Below are 17,399 nucleotides of genomic sequence, written 5' to 3' on the forward strand. Positions count from 1 at the left end.
CACATGTCGATCACGACCGAACGCCACGCCCGCACCGAAGCCGAACTGCAGCAGATGGCCAAAGACCACCTGTGGATGCACTTCGCGCGCCAGTCGGTGATGACCGACGGACCGGGGGTCCCGATCATCGTCAAGGGCGAAGGCCACCACATCTGGGACTCGCAGGGCAAGCAGTACATCGACGGGCTCGCCGGCCTGTTCGTCGTCGCCGCGGGCCACGGACGCAAGCGCCTCGCCGAGGTCGCCGCGAAGCAGGCCGAGCAGCTCGCGTTCTTCCCGATCTGGTCGTACGCGCACCCGGCCGCGATCGAGCTCGCGGACCGCCTCGCCGACTACGCGCCCGGCGACCTCAACAAGGTGTTCTTCTCCACCGGCGGCGGCGAGGCCGTCGAGACCGCGTTCAAGCTGGCCAAGTACTACTGGAAGATCCAGGGCCAGCCCACCAAGCACAAGGTGATCTCGCGCTCGGTGGCCTACCACGGCACGCCCCAGGGTGCGCTCGCGATCACGGGCATCCCGGCCATGAAGTCGATGTTCGAGCCGGTCACCCCGGGCGGCTTCCGCGTGCCGAACACCAACTTCTACCGCGCCGACGACATGGGCGCGCCGTCCGGCAGCCTCGAGGAGTTCGGCGTCTGGGCAGCCGACCGCATCGAGGAGATGATCCTCTTCGAAGGTCCCGACACGGTCGCCGCCGTCTTCCTCGAGCCCGTGCAGAACTCGGGCGGCTGCTTCCCGCCGCCTCCCGGGTACTTCCAGCGCGTGCGCCAGATCTGCGACAAGTACGACGTGCTGCTCGTGTCGGACGAGGTGATCTGCGCCTTCGGCCGCATCGGGCACATGTTCGCGTGCGATGCGTACGGCTACGTCCCCGACATGATCACGTGCGCGAAGGCCATGACGAGCGGCTACTCGCCGATCGGCGCCACCATCGTGAGCGACAAGATCTACGAGCCCTTCGCCCACGGCGACCGCGCGTTCTACCACGGCTACACCTTCGGCGGCCACCCGGTGTCGGCCGCGGTCGCACTCGAGAATCTCGACATCTTCGAGGAGGAGGGCCTCAACGAGCACGTGCGGGAGAACTCGCCGCTGTTCCGCTCCACCCTGGAGAAGCTCTCCGACCTGCCGATCGTCGGCGACGTGCGCGGCGACGGGTACTTCTTCGGCATCGAGCTGGTCAAGAACAAGGCGACGAAGGAGACCTTCGACGACGACGAGTCCGAGCGGCTGCTGCGCGGGTTCCTGTCGAAGGCCCTGTTCGACGCCGGCCTCTACTGCCGCGCCGACGACCGCGGCGACCCCGTCATCCAGCTCGCCCCGCCCCTCACGATCGGGCCGAAGGAGTTCGTTGAGATCGAGCAGATCCTGCGGAGCGTGCTGACGGAGGCGTGGACGCGCCTCTGACGTCCTGCACCGGACACCGGAACCCCGGAGGGGTGGATTTCACCACGATCGACGTGCGGAAATCCACCCCTTCGCCGTTCCCCGGGGGCGGGGTTATGGTTGGCGCGTGGGCACGATCTACTACGGCGGCGGCGGGATGCCGATCCATATCGAAGACCGCGCACTCGCGCACCTGAAGGTCGTGATCGCGACCAAGCTGCGGCGCGACGAGAGCTTCACGGTCTCGTGGAAGCATCCGGACGATCAGCCGCGCGGGCGCAGCACCATCTGGCTGCATCCGTCGATCCCGCTGCGGTTCGTGTTCGACGATCCCGAGCCCACCGAGCTCAGCCGGGACTGGATCGAGGAGCTCGCGAACTCCGCCAGCTCGACCGGCGGCATCATGCTCGTCGCCGAGCACTTCGACACCGGTCCGGTCGCCGTGCTGGAGGGGCCGGACGGCGACGCTCGCGACGTGACGCTCGGCAACGTCGACGTGGATCACCTCGATGTCGAGCGACTCACCGTCGGCGGCAGTGAAGTCACCCCCGGCGACGACGCGGACTGAGCTCAGCCCTCCGTCGGCGGCGGGGCGTCTTCCTGCGCGGGTTCCGGCAGGATCGTGAGGCCGTTGGGCCCGCTGGCCGCGAGCATCAGCGCCTCGATCCAGGTGCGGTTGATGCGCGGCTGACGACTGCCGAAGAAGTGGAACTGGATCGGCACCGAAGGATGGATCCAGAAGCTCCGCCGGCCGCTGCCGTCGCCGATCTCGACGTCGAACATGAACGGCTCGGAGCGGCGCAGCTTGTTCATCATCACGATGCGCAGATGCGCCAGCGTGCGGTCGTCGATGTCGACCGAGTTGGCGTTGGTGTCGTAGATGAACCGGCCCATGGCAGGAGCCTAGTGCCGGATCATCACGGCGCGAACGGCTGATCAGCGCGGCGCGAACGCCGCCGCGAACAGCGCACGCGCGCGTCGCGCGACCGCAGGTCGCTGGGCCGGATCGGCGCGGGCGAGCTCGGTCGCCAGCATCCCGGTCGCGAGGGTCACGTCCTCGGTCTCGATGTGGGATCCGATGCGTCCGGCGGCCCGGTCACGCGCGACCAGACGCTCCACGAGCGCCTGGAATCGCGCGCCCAGCGACGCGACCCGGCGGTCGGAGAGGTCCGCGGTGATGAGCTCGATGAACGCCGTCGACACGACGGCCTGATCGACCACGCGGTCGAGCAGGTCGTCGATCGTGCGATCGGGCGACGCCGTGTACTCCTCGAGGTCGCGCACGTTGTCTTCGAAGACGGCGACGGCGAGGGCGGTGCGGTCGGGGAAATGACGGTAAAGGCTTCCTTGCCCGACACCGGCGCGCTTGGCGACGGCGCTGAAGGGAGCCTGAAGGCCTCCTTCGGCATAGACCTCGCGGGCAGCAGCGATCAACGCCTTGCGGTTGTCGGCGGCTGCGGCGGGGCCTCGGTTCTGGCGAGGGAGCGCACGGGGGGATGCGGTGCTCGGCACGGGTGTAGCCTAGTACCGGACAAAGTTGTCCGGTAGGAGCCGCCCCGAAGGATCCTCATCCCCCGGACCCGCAGCCCCGCTGAACTGCATGAAGAAGGGACAGAAAATGAGCACCACCACCGCTCCCCTGACCGGAGCATCCACCATCCAGACCTGGCTCGACGACCCCGCCGGCGGCGCCGCACTGCGCGGTCTGCTCGCCCAGGGCGGCCAGACCGCGGAGACTCTCGCCCCCATCGCGGGCCTGCCGATCAGCAACCTCGTCGCGATGAGCGGCGGCGCCTTCCCGCAGGCCGCCCTCGACGCACTCGTCGCGCAGGTCAACCCCGACGGCGTCCCCGCCGAGGTCGACGCCGCCGAGACCCCGAAGGCCGAGTGGGCCGAGAAGGTCACCGCCGGGCGTTTCACCGGCCAGACCGTCATCGTCACGGGCGCCGGCTCCGGCATCGGCCGCGCCACCGCGTCGCGCGTCGCGCGCGAGGGGGGTCGCGTGATCGCCGTCGACGTGAGCCAGGACCGCCTCGACGAGTTCGTCGCCGCCCACGCCGGCGCCGACGTGGTGGCTCTGACGGCCGACATCACCGACGACGAGGGCGTGGCCCGCATCATCGAGGCGGCCGGCGACCGGATCGACGCCCTCGCGAACATCGCCGGGATCATGGACGACATGACCCCGGTCGGCGACGTCACCGACGCGGTCTGGGACCGTGTCTTCCGCGTGAACGTCACCGGCACGATGAAGCTGATGCGCGCCGTCATCCCCGCCATGCTCGCGCAGGGCAGCGGCTCGATCGTGAACACCTCGTCCGAGGCATCCCTTCGCGGATCCTCCGCCGGCGCCGCCTACACGGCGTCGAAGCACGCGGTCGTCGGCCTCACCAAGTCGAGCGCGTTCATGTACGGCCCGAGCGGCATCCGCGTGAACGCGGTCGCCCCGGGTGCGGTGATCACCAACATCGAGGCGAAGTTCAACTCGCCGCTCGGCGCCGACCGCGTGCGCGCCGGCATGGCGGTCATGACGCCTCCGGTCGCCGCCGACCGCCTCGCCGCGTCGATCACGTTCCTGCTGAGCGATGACGGCGTCAACGTGAACGGCCAGAACCTGGCGAGCGACGGCGGCTGGTCCGCCGCCTGACCCCACCGCGACGCGCCGGCGGACCCGAACCGCGGGTCCGCCGGGGCGTCGCACTGTGCTCCAGGCCCCTTTTGGCGAGTCGCCAAGACCCTGCACCCGGCGGCCCGCTTCGTGGCGAGTCGCCACACCGGCCCCAACGCCGCGTTCTGGCGAGTCGCCAAAACCGAGCCTTCGACGCCACGATCCGTGGCGAGTCGCCACACCCGCCCACACCGCGGCGTTCTGGCGAGTCGCCAAAACCGTGCCCCGACGCCACGATCCGTGGCGAGTCGCCACACCCGCCCACACCGCGACGTTCTGGCGAGTCGCCAAAACCGAGCCCTCGACGCCACGATCCGTGGCTAGTCGCCGAAACCTGCGACCTCAGAACGGCCAGACGAGCGGCACGTACCAGACCGCCACGACGAGGAAGAACAGGGCCAGCGGGAGGCCGAGCTTCCAGTAGTCGCCGAAGCGGTAGCCGGCGGGCTCCATCACCATGAGGTTCGCGGGCGTCGCGATCGGGGTCAGGAACGCGGCCGCACCTGCGACGGTCAGCGCCATCATGAACGGCTGCACCGAGAGGTCGAGCGACTGCGCGACCGAGATCGCGATGGGCGCGACGATGAGCACCGTCGCGGTGTTGCTGATGAGCTGTCCGAGTACCACCGTCAGCCCGCAGAGTGCGAGCAGGGCGACGTGCGGCCCGGCGTCGCCGAGGAACGACAGCATCCAGTTCGCCACGAGGTCCGCCGTGCCGGTGCTGATGAACGCGGTCGACAGCGGGATCATGCCCGCGATGAGGACGACGGTGGTCCACGAGATCGAGTGGTACGCCTGCGTCACGGTGACCGTGCGGGTGAGCACCAGGGCGCAGGCCGCCAGCAGCGCGGCCACCGCGGGCGGGACCAGCCCCGTCGCGAGCAGCAGGATCATCGCGAGCAGGATGCCGATCGCGCGCTTCGCGCCCTTGCCGAGCGGCACCGACCGGCGCAGCTGTGCGGGGTCGTCGACGACGAGCACGCCCGGATCGCTCGTTCGGCGCGTCAGGTCGTCCCACGCGCCCTGCAGCAGCAGCGCGTCACCGGCCTGCACGACGAACTCGGTGCCTTTGAGCTGCTCGTCGCCTCGACGGGCCGCGAGCACGACGAGGTCGCCGTCGGGCGTTGTCATGCCGGCGCACACGTGCTTGCCGATGAGGGGCGACCGGGGTGCCACGACCACCTCGGTGACGCCGGTCTCGGGGCCGAGCAGCATGCCCGTGTCGAGGCTGAGCGAATACTGCTGACGCAGCAGGCGGGCGTGCCGCACGAGGTCGAGCGGCATGAGCGCGCCCTTGCGCTCGGGCACGAGGGCACCTCCGACGAGGAGGATCGCGACCGTGCCGAGGATCACCGGGATGCCGACCAGCGCGAACTCGAAGAACCCGAACTCGCGCCCGCCCGCCGCCGCGGCGAACTCCGAGACGATGATGTTGACCGGCGTGCCGGTGAGCAGCAGCAGCGACCCCGCGGATGCCGCGAACGCGAGCGGCATGAGGAGCTTCGACGACGCGATGCCTGCGCGGGCGGCGACGACGACCACGAGCGGCAGCAGTGCGGCGACCGCGCCGTTGATGCTGATCAGGGCGGTGAGCCCGGCGACGAGCAGCGCGATCACGACCAGCAGGGTGGTCCGCTTCGTGCCGGCACGGCCGATCACCTTCTGCCCCGCCCACGCCGTGACGCCCGTGCCGTCGAGCGCCTCGCTCACCACGAAGAGCCCGGCGATGAACAGCACCGTCGGATCGCCGAACCCCGCGAGCGCCTGCGGCAGCGTCAGCACCCCGGTGAAGAAGAGCGCGAGCGCGACGCCGATGGCCACCACTCCGATCGGCACGCGATTGCTCACGAACGCGATCACCGCGAGCACGAGGATGACGAGCGTTGCGGTGACGGGGTCCACCCGCCCAGCGTAGCCACCGCCCTTCCGGCGGTTCGGGGTCGGCGTCTCTGGGCCCGTGTCCGAGGCGCCGGCTTCGACAGGTCAACCGGGCCTCGACAGGGGCGTCGGCGGGGGAGGACTCCTGCGGAACCCCGGTTGACCTGTCGAAACGGGAGGGGACGGATGGACGGATGCTGCTCCCCAGGCGCGGAGCTCAGCCGCGGAGGGTTGCGAGCCCGGCGACGTCGTAGGCGAGCTCGACGGCCTCGAAGATCGCGGCGTCGATGGTGCGGGGCGCGAAGGCGTCGCCGATCACGACGACACGAGGGGATCCGGATGCTGCGGCCCCGGTGTCCGTCGCGAGGCCGGGGACCCCCACCGCAGCTCGCGGCTCGATCGCCACGACCGCGTCCACGCCGGGGATCGCGTCCGCGGCCTCGGTGAGCATGTCGCGCACGGTCACCGCGCCCGCCTCGATGCTCTCGACGCGGTGCGCGACGCTCCGGCGGAAGCCTCCGTGCGCGCCGAGACGCTCGAGCAGCAGCGGCCGGTCGTACCCGGCGCCGATGTGCGGGAACACGGTCTCGAAGGGGGTGATCAGCTCGAGCTCGTCGACGCGGTCGAGCAGGCTCAGCACGATGCCGGCGGCGTACGCCGTGCCGTCGGCATCCACCACGGCGATCCGCCGGCCGAGCGGCGCCCCCGACGCCGCGGCGAATGCGTCGATCGTGCCCTCGGCGGGGAATCCGTCGGTGTAGGCACCACCGAGCGCGAGCGAGGTCGTCGCGGGCGCGACGGCGCCGGTCGCCACGACGACGCCGTCGACGGTCCCGAGCCCGCGCAGCGTCTCGGCCGTCGCCTCGACGCCGAGCCGCACGTCGACGCCGGCGGTCCCGAGGTCGCGCTCGAGGTCGTCGACCAGGAGCCCGACGCTCTCACGACCCGGCACCTGCCGGGCGAGGCGCAACTGCCCTCCGAGCGCCACCGCGCGCTCCAGCAGCGTGACGGCGTGCCCATCGGTCGCGAGTTCGACGGCGGCGCGCATGCCCGCGGGACCGCCGCCCACGACGACCCACCGCTGGGGCGACGCCGCGCGCGGCCGCTCGCCGCGCTCGAGTTCGCGGCCGGCGAGCGGGTTCACGGTGCACGACATCGCGAGTCCGCGACTGCCGCGGCCGAGGCATCCCTGATTCAGCCGGATGCAATGGCGGATGCCGCGCTCCCCCGTGTCGACGGGTGCGAGTCCGATGAGCTTGCGGCCGAGATCGGGGTCGGCGATCTGGGCGCGCGTGAGCGCGACCATGTCGGCGATGCCCGAGGCGACGACGTCCTCGGCCTCCTCGACCGAGCGGGCCGCGCCGACCCCGAACACCGGCACGTCGGGGTTGGCGGCTTTGACCGCGGCGACGTCGTCGCGCAGCCACGCGTACGGCATGGGCGACGACGGGAAGACGTAGTGCACGTTGTGGTAGCCGCCGGCGGCGAGGTCGAGGAAGTCGATCCGGACCTCCTGACGGAGGCGCGCGATGACCTCGCGCATGCCGGCGCCGTCGATCCCGTCCGGGTGGAACTCGTTCGCGACGATGCGGATGCCCACGGTGAAGTCGTCGCCCACCCGCGCGCGCACCGCCCGCAGCACCTCGCGCGGGAACCGGGTGCGCCCTTCGAGATCGCCGCCGTACTCGTCCTCGCGGGCGTTGTAGAGCGGCGAGAGGAACTGGTGCAGCAGGTAGCCGTGCGCCATGTGGATCTCGACGCCGTCGAACCCGCCGTCGCGCGCGTACTCGGCCGACCGCGCCCAGCCCTCGACGAACGAGGCGATGTCGGCGTGGTCCGTCGCGCGGGTCGCGTGCCCCGTCGACGGCGAGATCAGCCGCGACGGCGCATAGACGGTGCGCGGGCCGTCCGGCCCGTCGGGTTGCGCCTGCGCCCCATGGTGGTTCAGCTGCACGAAGATCTTCGCACCGGCTTCGTGCACGGCATCCGTCATGCCCTTCGAAGCCGCGACGCCCTCGGGACGGAAGGCGTCCTCGAAGCCCCGGATCGATCCGGTCGGGTGCACGAAGTGGTTGCCGGCGACGAAGAGGCCGCATCCGCCGAGCGCGCGGCGCACGTAGTACGCGGTCTCGCGGTCGGACTCGACGCGGTCGGAGTACTGCTTCGAGTGCGCCGTCTGCATGATGCGGTTCGGCACCGTGACGCCGCCGATCCGCAGCGGCTGCGCGAGGACGGACGAACGGATGCCGGGGCTCGCGGTCATGCCTTCGAGCCTACGACCGCCTTCCTCAGAGCGCTGAGAGCGCCTGGTCGAGGTCTGCGAGGAGGTCCGGCGCCGACTCGATGCCGACCGACAGGCGCACGACCTCCGGCGGGACGGCGAGCTCGGTGCCGCGCACCGAGGCGTGCGTCATCTCGTCGGGGTAGTTCATGAGGGACTCGACGCCGCCCAGCGACTCGGCCAGCTGGAACAGGCGCGTCGACTCGGCGAAACGGCGCGCGGATGCGGCGTCCGCCAGCGCCACCGAGACGATGCCGCCGAAGCGGCTCATCTGCCGCGCGGCGAGCTCGTGGCCCGGGTGCGACGCGAGACCGGGGTAGTAGACGCGCGCGACCGCGCCGTGTCCAGACAGGAACTCCGCGATCTGCTGCGCGTTCTCGCTGTGCCGCTGCATACGCAGGGCCAGCGTCTTGATCCCGCGGGTCGTGAGCCACGCGTCGAGGGGGCCCGACACGGCGCCGACCGCGAACTGCAGGAACTTGACCTCGCCGTACAGCGCGTCGTCGTTGAGCACGAGCGCGCCGCCGACGACGTCGGAGTGCCCGCCGAGGTACTTGGTCGTCGAGTGCACGACGACGTCGGCGCCGAGCGCCAGCGGCTGCTGCAGAGCCGGCGACGCGAAGGTGTTGTCGACGACGACGAGCGCGCCCGCCTCGCGGCCGAGGCGAGCGAGCCCTGCGATGTCGGTGATGCGCAGCAGCGGGTTGCTGGGGGTCTCGACCCACACGATGCGGGCCGGGCGCTCCTCGAGCGCCGCGCGCACCGCGTCGAGGTCGCTCATGTCGACGACGCGGATGCCGACGCCCCACCCGCCGAGCACACGCGCGATGAGGCGGTACGTGCCGCCGTAGACGTCGTTGCCGAGCAGCACCTCGTCGCCGGGCTTCAGCGCCGCGCGCAGCAGCGCGTCCTCGGCGGCCAGGCCCGAGGCGAACGACAGCGCGTGGGCACCGCCCTCGAGGGCGGCGAGCTGGGTCTCGAGCGCCGTGCGCGTCGGGTTGCCGCTGCGTCCGTACTCGTACCCCTCGCGGAGTCCGCCGATGCCGTCCTGCGCGTACGTCGTCGAGAAGTGCACCGGCGGGATCACCGCCCCCGTCGTCGGGTCGAAGGCCTGCCCGGCGTGCACCGCCCGGGTCTCGAAGCCGCGGTCGTTCGTGGACTCGGTCATTCGGGTGCTCCTTCGTGGGTGGTTCCGGATGCCTCGGGCGCGGGGTGTGCGCCGGGTGCCGGCGCCGCGGCGCCGGTGTCGAAGCCGTGGTCGCGCATCCAGTCGTCGTCGTAGAACCGGTTGAGGTAGCCGCGACCGTGATCCGGCAGCAGCACGACGACGACCGCGTCGGCGGGGAGATCGCGCGCGGTCCGCAGCGCGGCGACGACGGCCATGCCGCTCGATCCGCCGACGAGGAGGCCCTCCTCGCGGGCGAGTCGACGCGTCATCTCGAACGACTCGGCGTCGGGGATGCGATGGATCTCGTCGGGCACCGACGGGTCGTAGCTCTCGGGCCAGAAGTCCTCGCCGACGCCCTCGACGAGATAGCCGTGCAGCGGTCCACCGGAGTAGATCGACCCCTCGGGGTCGGCGCCCACGACCCGCACCACCCCCTTCGACACCTCGTGCAGAAAGCGGCCGGTGCCCGTGATGGTGCCGCCGGTGCCGATGCCCGCGACGAAGTGGGTGACGCGTCCGTCGGTGTCCCGCCAGATCTCGGGGCCTGTGGTCTCGTAGTGGCTGAGCGGCCCGTTGGGGTTCGCGAACTGGTTCGGCTTGAACGCGCCGGGGATCTCGCGCACGAGACGGTCAGCCACGCTGTAGTACGAGCGCGGGTCCTCCGGCGGCACGCTGGTCTCGGTCACGACGACCTCGGCGCCGTAGGCCTTGAGCACGTCGACCTTGGCGCCGGCGAACTTGTCCGGCACGACGAAGATCATCCGGTAGCCGCGCTGCACGGCGACCAGCGCGAGACCGACGCCGGTGTTGCCGCTCGTCGGCTCCACGATCGTGCCGCCGGGCAACAGCTGCCCGCCACGTTCGGCGGCGTCGATGATGCGACGCGCGATGCGGTCCTTGGCGGAGCCGCCGGGGTTGAAGTACTCGACCTTCGCGAGCACCGTCGCGGCGATGCCGTCGGTGACACGGGTCAGCTGGACGAGGGGGGTGTCGCCGACGAGGTCGGCCACGCTCTGGGCGTAACGCACGTTGTGTCCTGGTGTGTTGCCGCGCGTGTGCGCGGAAGGTTGTCGGGGTCGCTGAGGTCTGCGTGAAGCGGGAGCTTCAACAGCAGGGGCGACAACACCGACAGGTCAACACGGGCGCCAGTCTATGTGCTGGGCCGCATCACGTCGAGAAGCAGCAGATCACCAGGTCGCGACATACTCCGATCGACGGACGAGCGCCGCCTGCTCGACGAGCGGCAGCGATCGGTCGACGGCCTGCACGACGCGGCGGACAACCTCGGGCGAGGAGACCTCGTAGTCCGTGAAGTCGCCGTTCGACGCGTACACGCCGATCGGCAGCGTCAGCGCCTGGAAGAACCCGAAGAGCGGCCGCAGCTGGTGCTCGATGATGAGCGCGTGCCGCTCGCCGCCGCCGGTCGCCGCGAGCAGCACCGGCGTTCCCACGAGGTCGTACTGGCCCACGAAGTCGAAGAGGTGCTTGAACAGCCCCGTGAAGGATGCCCGGTACACGGGGCTTCCCACGACGAGCAGATCGGCCGACTCGATCGCCTGCAGAGCGGATTCGACATCGGGAGCGACGTCCTCCCGCGTGAGCGCGCCCGCGAAGCCCGCGCCGAGCGCGGCGACCTCGACGAGCTCCGTCTCGGCGGGGACGCGCTGCGCGACGGTGGAGAGGATCGTCCTCACCAGGGCCGTCGTGCGGCTCGGCTCGTGGAGCGAGCCCGACACCCCCACCACGCGCAGCGGGCGGTCGGCGATGGTCGGAATGGCGGGCGCGTCCCGCAGCACCTCGGTCATACCGGCACCACGTCCAGCGACGGTGCGGGGCCGACGGCCGCGAGGCGGCCGCGTGAGCGCGACCACTGGCTCCACGAGCCCGGGTAGACCACGACGTCGATGCCGGCGAGAGCACCGGCGAGCGCGGTGTGCGTCGCCGCGATGCCGGAGCCGCAGTACGCGGCGACCGAGACGCCGTCGACGACGCCTGCGGCCGCGAACTCGGCGCGGATCTCGTCGGGCGAACGGAACCGGCCCGCCGTCAGGTGCACGGTCGTGGGAAGGTTCACCGCGCCGGGGATATGCCCGCCGACCGGATCCAGCGGCTCCGCGTCGCCGCGGTACCGCTCGGGCGCACGCACGTCGAGCAGCAGGCCGTGATCGGGCCACTCCTCGACGCCGTCGATGTCGGCGACGCCCTCGGTGATCTCATCGAGCACGACGTCTCCCGGTGGCCGGGGCAGCACGTCGCCGGTCTCGAGCGGGAGGCGCTCGGTCAGCCAGCCGCGCAGGCCCCCGTCGAGCACGCGCACGTCCGCCAGCCCTGATCGCGTCAGCACCCACCATGCGCGTGCGGCGGCGACCGAGTGCACGTCGTCGTACGCGACGACGGTGTCGCCGTCCCGGATGCCCCACCGCCGTGCCGCGGCCTCGAGCTGCGCGCGCGGCGGCAGCGGGTGGCGCCCCTCGCGCGGGTCGCCGCGGCGCGCCAGCTCTTGGTCGAGGTCGACGTAGACCGCGCCGGGCAGGTGCCCGTCGAGGTACGCCGGCCGGCCCTCGGGCTGGTCGAGCCGCCAGCGCACGTCGAGGATCCGCGGCGGGGTGCCGCTGCGGATGAGGTCGGCGAGCTCGGTCGGCGAGATGAGTGGGGAAGGCATGCGGCCATGCTCGCCCGGCCGCAGACCGCGCGGAATGTCGTGACGACACACACCGCGACACGACGACACGGGGCGTCACACGCAGTCATGTGTCGGCGCCGCGCCCGCCGCCCGCGCGGTGTGTCTCGCACCGAATCCGGGTCTGCTCGCGCGCGCGGCCGTACGATTCCGCCAGAACCGATGGAGGAACGGATGCCGCACCCTCGCGCGACACGTGATTCCCGGGCTCCGCGGCGCGCGGCCCGGCTGCTGGCAGGACTCGCCATCGCGGCGGGGCTCACGCTCCTCGCCGGCTGCGGCAACGGCGGGATCCCCGTTCCGACCGCGCTGCCGACCGCCCTTCCCACCACGCTGCCCACGCGGACGACCTCCCCGGAGCCGACGGTCGAGCCGACACCGGAGCCCACGAGGGTGCTGCCGACGCGCTCCCCCGCACCGACCCCGGAGCCCACGGCCGAGCCCACGGCCGAGCCGACCCCGGAGCCGACCGTGGTGCCGGAGCCCACGGCCGAGCCCACGACGCCCGTGCCGGTGCCCACCGTGGTGCCCGAGCCGACGGCGACACCGACTCCCGAACCGACTGTGACTCCGACCCCGACGCCCACGCCGACGCCGACGCCGACACCCACCCCGTCCGCGACACCTTCACCCACGGCCGAGGCGGGGGACAACGCCGCCGCGCCCATCAACTGGGTGCCCTGGGTCGTCCTGGTGGTGCTGCTCGTCGCGGCGGCCGTGATCTACCTCATCGTGCGGCGACCGCGACCGAAGCCCCCGACCGAGACCTGAGTTCTGCGCCGCGCTCGAGGCGTTTCGTCTCGCTCGTTCCTCGCTCGCTCAACGACCGGAGACCGGACGGGTGAACGCTAGCCGCGGAGGGCGAGGGCGAAGGGGAGCACCCCGGTCGCGCCCGCGCGGCGGAGCTCGCGCGCGGCGACCGTGAGGGTCCAGCCGCTGTCGACGCGATCGTCGACGAGGAGCACGGGGCCCGCGGGGATGTCGAGCCCGGCGGCGGAGAACCGGCCCCAGACCCCCGCGACGCGGAAGGCGCTGTTGCCGCCGGGCTGCCCGGTAGGCCCGCCATCGACGAGGTCGAGCGCGCCGAGGAACGGCAGCCGGCCGATCTCGGCGATGCCGCGCGCGAGCGAGTCGACGAGCTGCGGCTTCGTGCGCGACGGCATCGCGACGACCGCGACGGGGCGGGTCTCCCAGCCCCATTCCGCGAGGACGCGCACGCACGCCGCGAGCACGTTCTGCGGTACGGGCACGTCGGCCGCTCCTGCCGCGAACAGGTCGCGCAGCGCGCCGCCCCAGCCGAGGTCGGTGAGACGCGCGAGCGCGCGCCCTTCCGTGGCCTGCTCGTCCGCGGCGATGCGGCCCTTCACCGGCACGCCGAGCCTGTCGGCACCGGTCGGCCACTGCCGCCTCGGCTCGATCGGCACCCCGACGCGGTCGAGGGCGGCGGCCGCGGCATCCGTCGCTCCCGAGGCGATCGCCGTCGGGAACCACGCGCCGGCGCAGTTGTCGCAGCGCCCGCAGGGCGCCGCCGAATCGTCGTCGAGGGAGCGCTGCAGGAACTCCATGCGGCAGCCGGAGGTCTCTTCGTACTCGATCATGTGCTGCTGCTCGGCGACGCGCTCGGCCGCGATGCGGCGGTAGCGCTCCTCGTCGTACGTCCACGGTTCGCCGGTCGCGATCCAGCCGCCGCGCACGCGGCCGACCGCGCCGTCGACGTCGAGCACCTTCAGCAGCAGTTCGAGCGGGGTGCGGCGGATGTCGACCACGGCCTCGAGCGCGGGCGTCGAGAGCGGTCCGCCCGCGACGGCGAGCGCGGCGAGCACCCGCTCGGCACGCTCGCGGTCGGGCATCGACGCGGTCGCGAAGTAGTGCCAGATCTCGCGGTCCTCGACGCCCGGCAGCAGCAGCACGTCCGCGGAGTCGGTGGCGCGACCGGCGCGACCGACCTGCTGGTAGTACGACACCGGCGACGACGGCGCTCCGAGGTGGACGACGAAGCCCAGGTCGGGCTTGTCGAATCCCATGCCGAGCGCGCTCGTCGCCACGAGCGCCTTGACCCGGTTGTCTTTCAGGAGCGCCTCGGACTCCTCACGCTCGTCGGTGTCGGTCTGCCCGGTGTACGCGCGGACGTCGTATCCCCGCTCGCGCAGCAGCCGTGCCGTGTCGTTCGCCGCAGCCACCGTCAGCGTGTAGATGATGCCGGATCCCGGCAGGTCGCCGAGGTGGCTGATCAGCCAGGCGAGCCGGCTCGGAGAGTTGGGCAGGCGCAGCACGCCGAGCCGCAGCGACGCCCGCGCGAGCGCGCCGCGGATGGTGAGCACGCCCTGCGCCGAGGCATCCGATTCCGCGATACCGGCGTCGAGCTGCTCCGCGACGTCGGCCACCACGCGACTGTTGGCGGTCGCGGTGGTCGCGAGCACCGGCACGCCCGCGGGCATGCGTGCGATGAGATCGCGCAGGCGACGGTAGTCGGGGCGGAAGTCATGACCCCAGTCGCTGATGCAGTGCGCCTCGTCGACGACCAGCAGGCCGATGCGGGCGACGAGCTGGGGCAGCTGCTCGTCGCGGAACGAAGGATTGTTGAGGCGTTCGGGCGACACGAGCAGCACGTCGACCTCGTCGCGGTCGAGCTGTGCGAGCACGTCGGTCCACTCGTGCGCATTCGTCGAGTCGATCTTCACGGCCCGCACCCCGGCGCGCGCGGCCGCGGCGATCTGATCCCGCATCAGCGCCAGCAGGGGCGACACGAGCACGGTCGGTCCTGCCCCGCGCCGACGCAGGAGCAGCGTCGACACGAAGTACACGGCCGACTTGCCCCACCCGGTCCGCTGCACGACCAGCGCACGACGGCGTTCGTCGACGAGCGCCTCGATCGCCTCGAACTGCCCCTCGTGGAAGTCGGCGTCGTCGCGTCCGACGAGGGTGCGCAGCACCTCGAGGGCTTCGGTGCGGGTCGTCGTGGTCGCTGTCACCCTCCCAGCCTGCCCCATGGTCCTGACACCCGTGCCGGCGTCCCGACCCGGTCTCCCGGCCCCGTGCTACCGTGGCGGCGACGAGGGAGGTGCGCGTGCTCGAGACGATCGTCGCGGTGCTGCGCCTCGTCGTCGAGGTTCTCGCGGCCGCCCTGCGCCCCGCCATGGAACTGCTCGGCGCCGCCGCGCGCTCGCTGTTCGAGGTCGCGCCCGCGGCCCAGCCCGAAACCGGCGCCCTCGTGATCGCGGTCGCCGTCGCCGCGACGCTGGCCCTCCTCGCCGTCGCGATCGCCGTCTTCCTCGTCCCGGCGCGCACGATCGCCACCGCGGCCCGTCCCCGCCGCGCGATCGCCGACGCGACCAGGCTCACCGCATCCCACCCCGACGCTCCCGGGCACTCCCGTCCGCGCGCCCCGGGTTCCGCGGCCCTGGCCGCGTAGCCCCGACGCCCGTTCCCCTCGAGGACCGCTCGCCGGTGCCTTCGTGGCCGCATGCCGCGAAACAGCACCCGACGAACGGACATCTCCATGGACCTCTACGCCTTCCCGCCTGTCGCCGCGATCCTCGACGCGGCCTACTCCCTGCTCATGGGCGTCGCGGCCCTGCTCGAACCTCTCGCCGGATCCGCGGCGGCCGCAGCATCCGTCATCGTCCTGACGCTGCTGGTACGCGCGGCGCTCATCCCCGCGGGGATCGCGCAGGCGAAGGCCGAGCAGACCCGCAGCCGCCTCGCACCGAAGCTGCGAGACCTGCAGCGCCGCCACAAGAAGGACCCCGAGCGCCTCCAGCGCGAGACGATGAAGCTCTACTCCGACGAGAAGGCGTCGCCCTTCGCGGGGTGCCTGCCGATGCTCGCGCAGGCGCCGGTCGTGGCGATCGTCTACGCGCTCTTCCTCCACACCGCGATCGCCGGACACGCCAACGCGCTGCTCGCGCACGAGCTCTTCACCGTCCCACTCGGCACGAGCCTGGTGAGCGCGATCGCCGCGGGCACGACCTCGGCCGCCACCCTCGGGGTGTTCGCCGGAGTGCTGGCGGTCATCATCGCGGTCGCCGAGATCACGCGGCGAGCGTTCCGCCCGCAGATCGACACGACACCGGATGCTGCGCCCCTGGCCGGTGCCGGCATGGCGAGGCTCGCCGGGGCGCTGCAGTTCACGACCGCGGTGTTCGCCCTCTTCGTGCCGCTCGCCGCCGCGCTCTACCTCGCCACGACGGTGGCGTGGACCCTCGTGCAGCGCGTCGTGCTGCGGAGGGTCTATCCCCTCGCGACGGCATGAGCCCGCGGCATCCGTTCCGGATCAGGCCCGCTCGTCGTGCGCGTGCAGCACGCCGCTCACGGCGCCCAGCGCGGCGCCCGCCAGCGTGTCGATCACGCGCTCGGTCGCGACCGCCACCGTGTCGACGGCGCCCGTCGCCGCGCCCGTGAGCAGGAGGACCAGCGGCGTGATGAAGACGAGGGCCAGGGCGTAGTTGCGCACCACGAACAGCTCGATCGTGAACTGCAGCACGCCCAGGAGCAGCGCGAGCCACAGCGCCGGGATCGGCAGCGGCGCCAGCAGCAGGTAGACGCCCGCGCCGAGGATCGTGCCGATCATGCGGTGCAGCCCGCGGCTGAAGGCGGCCCGCCGGTCGGCGGCGACACCGACGACCGCGATGGCGGCGCCCACGATCCAGTAGGCGCGATCGGGGTCGACGAACAGTCCCACCGCGATCCCGACCACCGTCACGAGGGCGACGCGGATCACGAGCATCCGCTCCCCCGGTGGCCATGCCGGGCCGGGCAGCACCTCGCGCAGCGGCCTCGCGGCGACCCGGCGGCGGCTCGCCAGCACCAGCGGAGCCAGCGACACGACGGAGGCGAACAGGATGCCGCAGGCCACCGCGGCGACGAAGGCGGCGGCATCCGCTCCCGACGCCACGATGTGCGCCGACAGCCCGTAGACGAGCACGACGAACAGCGGGCCGGGCGGACCGACGGCGAAGCCGAACATCGCGACGGCTGCGGCGAGCGCGACGATCGCGAGCCCGATCAGCGTCCAGGTCGGCGACGGTCCTGCGAGGGCGCCGAGCACCGCCGCGACGAGCAGCCCCGCCGCCACGAAGGGCACGACCCGTGCCCGCTCGCGGACCGGGAGGTGCGTCCCGTAGAGCGCGACGAACGCGCCGGTCGCCGCCTGGAAGCCGAGATCGGCGCGCCCGAGCACGGTCATCACCGCGATCGGCACGGCCATGGCGATCGCCGCGCGCAGGCCGATCGCCCAGCGTGGCGCCGGCGCCGGCGCGAGACGGAACAGACTCGACACCGCGTGGCCCAGGTCGGCCGCGAACCGCCGGCCGGCGCTGTGCTGCGGCATCCGTCCTCC

Annotated in this window: 15 protein-coding genes and 1 pseudogene; 6 read left to right on the forward strand and 10 right to left on the reverse strand. The window is 72.3% G+C overall.

The features are described from left to right. The first annotated feature begins 3 nt into the window (after nucleotides 1-3). Both ACFVSU_RS16135 and ACFVSU_RS16140 read left to right on the forward strand, forming a co-directional pair. Nucleotides 4-1,407 (forward strand): aspartate aminotransferase family protein, encoded by a 1,404-nt coding sequence (locus ACFVSU_RS16135; protein WP_387145004.1) that lies wholly within the window; start codon nucleotides 4-6, stop codon nucleotides 1,405-1,407. Between the two features lie 106 nt (nucleotides 1,408-1,513). Next, nucleotides 1,514-1,813, forward strand: a pseudogene (locus ACFVSU_RS16140) (hypothetical protein); the annotation flags it as partial. A gap of 143 nt (nucleotides 1,814-1,956) precedes the next feature. On the opposite strand, the gene ACFVSU_RS16145 reads toward ACFVSU_RS16140, so the two are convergent. Both ACFVSU_RS16145 and ACFVSU_RS16150 read right to left on the reverse strand, forming a co-directional pair. Further along, the gene (locus tag ACFVSU_RS16145) at nucleotides 1,957-2,280 is read right to left on the reverse strand and encodes an ATP-dependent DNA ligase (protein WP_387145007.1); all 324 of its coding nucleotides are present in this window, start codon (nucleotides 2,278-2,280) and stop codon (nucleotides 1,957-1,959) included. 42 nt (nucleotides 2,281-2,322) lie between these two features. Further along, entirely contained in the window at nucleotides 2,323-2,898 is a 576-nt protein-coding gene (locus tag ACFVSU_RS16150; protein WP_387145010.1) for a TetR/AcrR family transcriptional regulator, read from the reverse strand. A gap of 106 nt (nucleotides 2,899-3,004) precedes the next feature. Here ACFVSU_RS16150 and ACFVSU_RS16155 point away from each other — a divergent pair, with 106 nt between their 5' ends. Continuing rightward, nucleotides 3,005-4,033, forward strand: a complete 1,029-nt coding sequence (locus tag ACFVSU_RS16155; protein ID WP_387145013.1) for an SDR family NAD(P)-dependent oxidoreductase — start codon at nucleotides 3,005-3,007, stop codon at nucleotides 4,031-4,033. A 363-nt stretch (nucleotides 4,034-4,396) separates the two neighbouring features. Here the strand turns inward: ACFVSU_RS16155 and ACFVSU_RS16160 are convergent, their stop codons facing one another. The 6 genes from ACFVSU_RS16160 to ACFVSU_RS16185 all read right to left on the reverse strand — a co-directional run bounded on the left by ACFVSU_RS16160 (nucleotide 4,397) and on the right by ACFVSU_RS16185 (nucleotide 12,043). Next, nucleotides 4,397-5,956, reverse strand: coding sequence for an SLC13 family permease (locus ACFVSU_RS16160; RefSeq protein WP_387145016.1), 1,560 nt, complete (start codon nucleotides 5,954-5,956; stop codon nucleotides 4,397-4,399). Nucleotides 5,957-6,149: 193 nt separating this feature from the next. After that, nucleotides 6,150-8,195 carry an FAD-dependent oxidoreductase gene (locus ACFVSU_RS16165; RefSeq protein WP_387145020.1) on the reverse strand — a complete coding sequence of 682 codons (2,046 nt, stop codon included), beginning with the start codon at nucleotides 8,193-8,195 and terminating at the stop codon, nucleotides 6,150-6,152. Between the two features lie 25 nt (nucleotides 8,196-8,220). Continuing rightward, the gene (locus ACFVSU_RS16170) at nucleotides 8,221-9,381 is read right to left on the reverse strand and encodes a cystathionine gamma-synthase (RefSeq protein WP_387145023.1); all 1,161 of its coding nucleotides are present in this window, start codon (nucleotides 9,379-9,381) and stop codon (nucleotides 8,221-8,223) included. After that, entirely contained in the window at nucleotides 9,378-10,409 is a 1,032-nt protein-coding gene (locus ACFVSU_RS16175) for a pyridoxal-phosphate dependent enzyme (protein ID WP_387145026.1), read from the reverse strand. Before ACFVSU_RS16175 ends, ACFVSU_RS16170 begins: the two co-directional genes overlap by 4 nt. A 159-nt stretch (nucleotides 10,410-10,568) precedes the next feature. After that, nucleotides 10,569-11,186 carry an FMN reductase gene (gene msuE, locus ACFVSU_RS16180; protein WP_387145030.1) on the reverse strand — a complete coding sequence of 206 codons (618 nt, stop codon included), beginning with the start codon at nucleotides 11,184-11,186 and terminating at the stop codon, nucleotides 10,569-10,571. Beyond that, a complete protein-coding gene (locus tag ACFVSU_RS16185; protein ID WP_387145033.1) occupies nucleotides 11,183-12,043 on the reverse strand; it encodes a sulfurtransferase in 861 nt (286 codons plus the stop codon). The genes msuE and ACFVSU_RS16185 overlap by 4 nt, the downstream gene beginning before the upstream one ends. A 192-nt stretch (nucleotides 12,044-12,235) precedes the next feature. Here ACFVSU_RS16185 and ACFVSU_RS16190 point away from each other — a divergent pair, with 192 nt between their 5' ends. After that, nucleotides 12,236-12,832, forward strand: a complete 597-nt coding sequence (locus ACFVSU_RS16190) for a hypothetical protein (RefSeq protein ID WP_387145036.1) — start codon at nucleotides 12,236-12,238, stop codon at nucleotides 12,830-12,832. Between the two features lie 77 nt (nucleotides 12,833-12,909). Here the strand turns inward: ACFVSU_RS16190 and ACFVSU_RS16195 are convergent, their stop codons facing one another. After that, complete coding sequence (locus ACFVSU_RS16195) at nucleotides 12,910-15,051, reverse strand: DEAD/DEAH box helicase (RefSeq protein ID WP_387145039.1); 2,142 nt, start codon at nucleotides 15,049-15,051, stop codon at nucleotides 12,910-12,912. Between the two features lie 53 nt (nucleotides 15,052-15,104). Here ACFVSU_RS16195 and ACFVSU_RS16200 point away from each other — a divergent pair, with 53 nt between their 5' ends. Both ACFVSU_RS16200 and ACFVSU_RS16205 read left to right on the forward strand, forming a co-directional pair. Continuing rightward, nucleotides 15,105-15,473, forward strand: a complete 369-nt coding sequence (locus ACFVSU_RS16200; protein ID WP_387145042.1) for a DUF6412 domain-containing protein — start codon at nucleotides 15,105-15,107, stop codon at nucleotides 15,471-15,473. An 87-nt stretch (nucleotides 15,474-15,560) separates the two neighbouring features. Beyond that, nucleotides 15,561-16,313, forward strand: coding sequence for a YidC/Oxa1 family membrane protein insertase (locus ACFVSU_RS16205; protein ID WP_387145045.1), 753 nt, complete (start codon nucleotides 15,561-15,563; stop codon nucleotides 16,311-16,313). A gap of 21 nt (nucleotides 16,314-16,334) precedes the next feature. On the opposite strand, the gene ACFVSU_RS16210 is transcribed toward ACFVSU_RS16205, so the two are convergent. Then, a complete protein-coding gene (locus ACFVSU_RS16210; protein ID WP_387145047.1) occupies nucleotides 16,335-17,390 on the reverse strand; it encodes an FUSC family protein in 1,056 nt (351 codons plus the stop codon). Nucleotides 17,391-17,399: the final 9 nt, after the last annotated feature.

The sequence above is a fragment of the Microbacterium sp. NPDC058062 genome (genome assembly GCF_042885375.1).
Classification (GTDB): Bacteria; Actinomycetota; Actinomycetes; order Actinomycetales; family Microbacteriaceae; genus Microbacterium; species Microbacterium trichothecenolyticum_C.

Bases quoted from the DNA above. Each gene is read 5' to 3' on its own strand.
- ACFVSU_RS16185 (WP_387145033.1), bottom strand. From the start codon at position 12,043: ATGCCTTCCCCACTCATCTCGCCGACCGAGCTCGCCGACCTCATCCGC.
- ACFVSU_RS16195 (WP_387145039.1), bottom strand. From the start codon at position 15,051: ATGGGGCAGGCTGGGAGGGTGACAGCGACCACGACGACCCGCACCGAA.
- ACFVSU_RS16165 (WP_387145020.1), bottom strand. From the start codon at position 8,195: ATGACCGCGAGCCCCGGCATCCGTTCGTCCGTCCTCGCGCAGCCGCTG.
- ACFVSU_RS16155 (WP_387145013.1), top strand. From the start codon at position 3,005: ATGAGCACCACCACCGCTCCCCTGACCGGAGCATCCACCATCCAGACC.
- msuE (WP_387145030.1), bottom strand. From the start codon at position 11,186: ATGACCGAGGTGCTGCGGGACGCGCCCGCCATTCCGACCATCGCCGAC.
- ACFVSU_RS16210 (WP_387145047.1), bottom strand. From the start codon at position 17,390: ATGCCGCAGCACAGCGCCGGCCGGCGGTTCGCGGCCGACCTGGGCCAC.
- ACFVSU_RS16190 (WP_387145036.1), top strand. From the start codon at position 12,236: ATGCCGCACCCTCGCGCGACACGTGATTCCCGGGCTCCGCGGCGCGCG.
- ACFVSU_RS16170 (WP_387145023.1), bottom strand. From the start codon at position 9,381: ATGACCGAGTCCACGAACGACCGCGGCTTCGAGACCCGGGCGGTGCAC.
- ACFVSU_RS16135 (WP_387145004.1), top strand. From the start codon at position 4: ATGTCGATCACGACCGAACGCCACGCCCGCACCGAAGCCGAACTGCAG.
- ACFVSU_RS16205 (WP_387145045.1), top strand. From the start codon at position 15,561: ATGGACCTCTACGCCTTCCCGCCTGTCGCCGCGATCCTCGACGCGGCC.
- ACFVSU_RS16145 (WP_387145007.1), bottom strand. From the start codon at position 2,280: ATGGGCCGGTTCATCTACGACACCAACGCCAACTCGGTCGACATCGAC.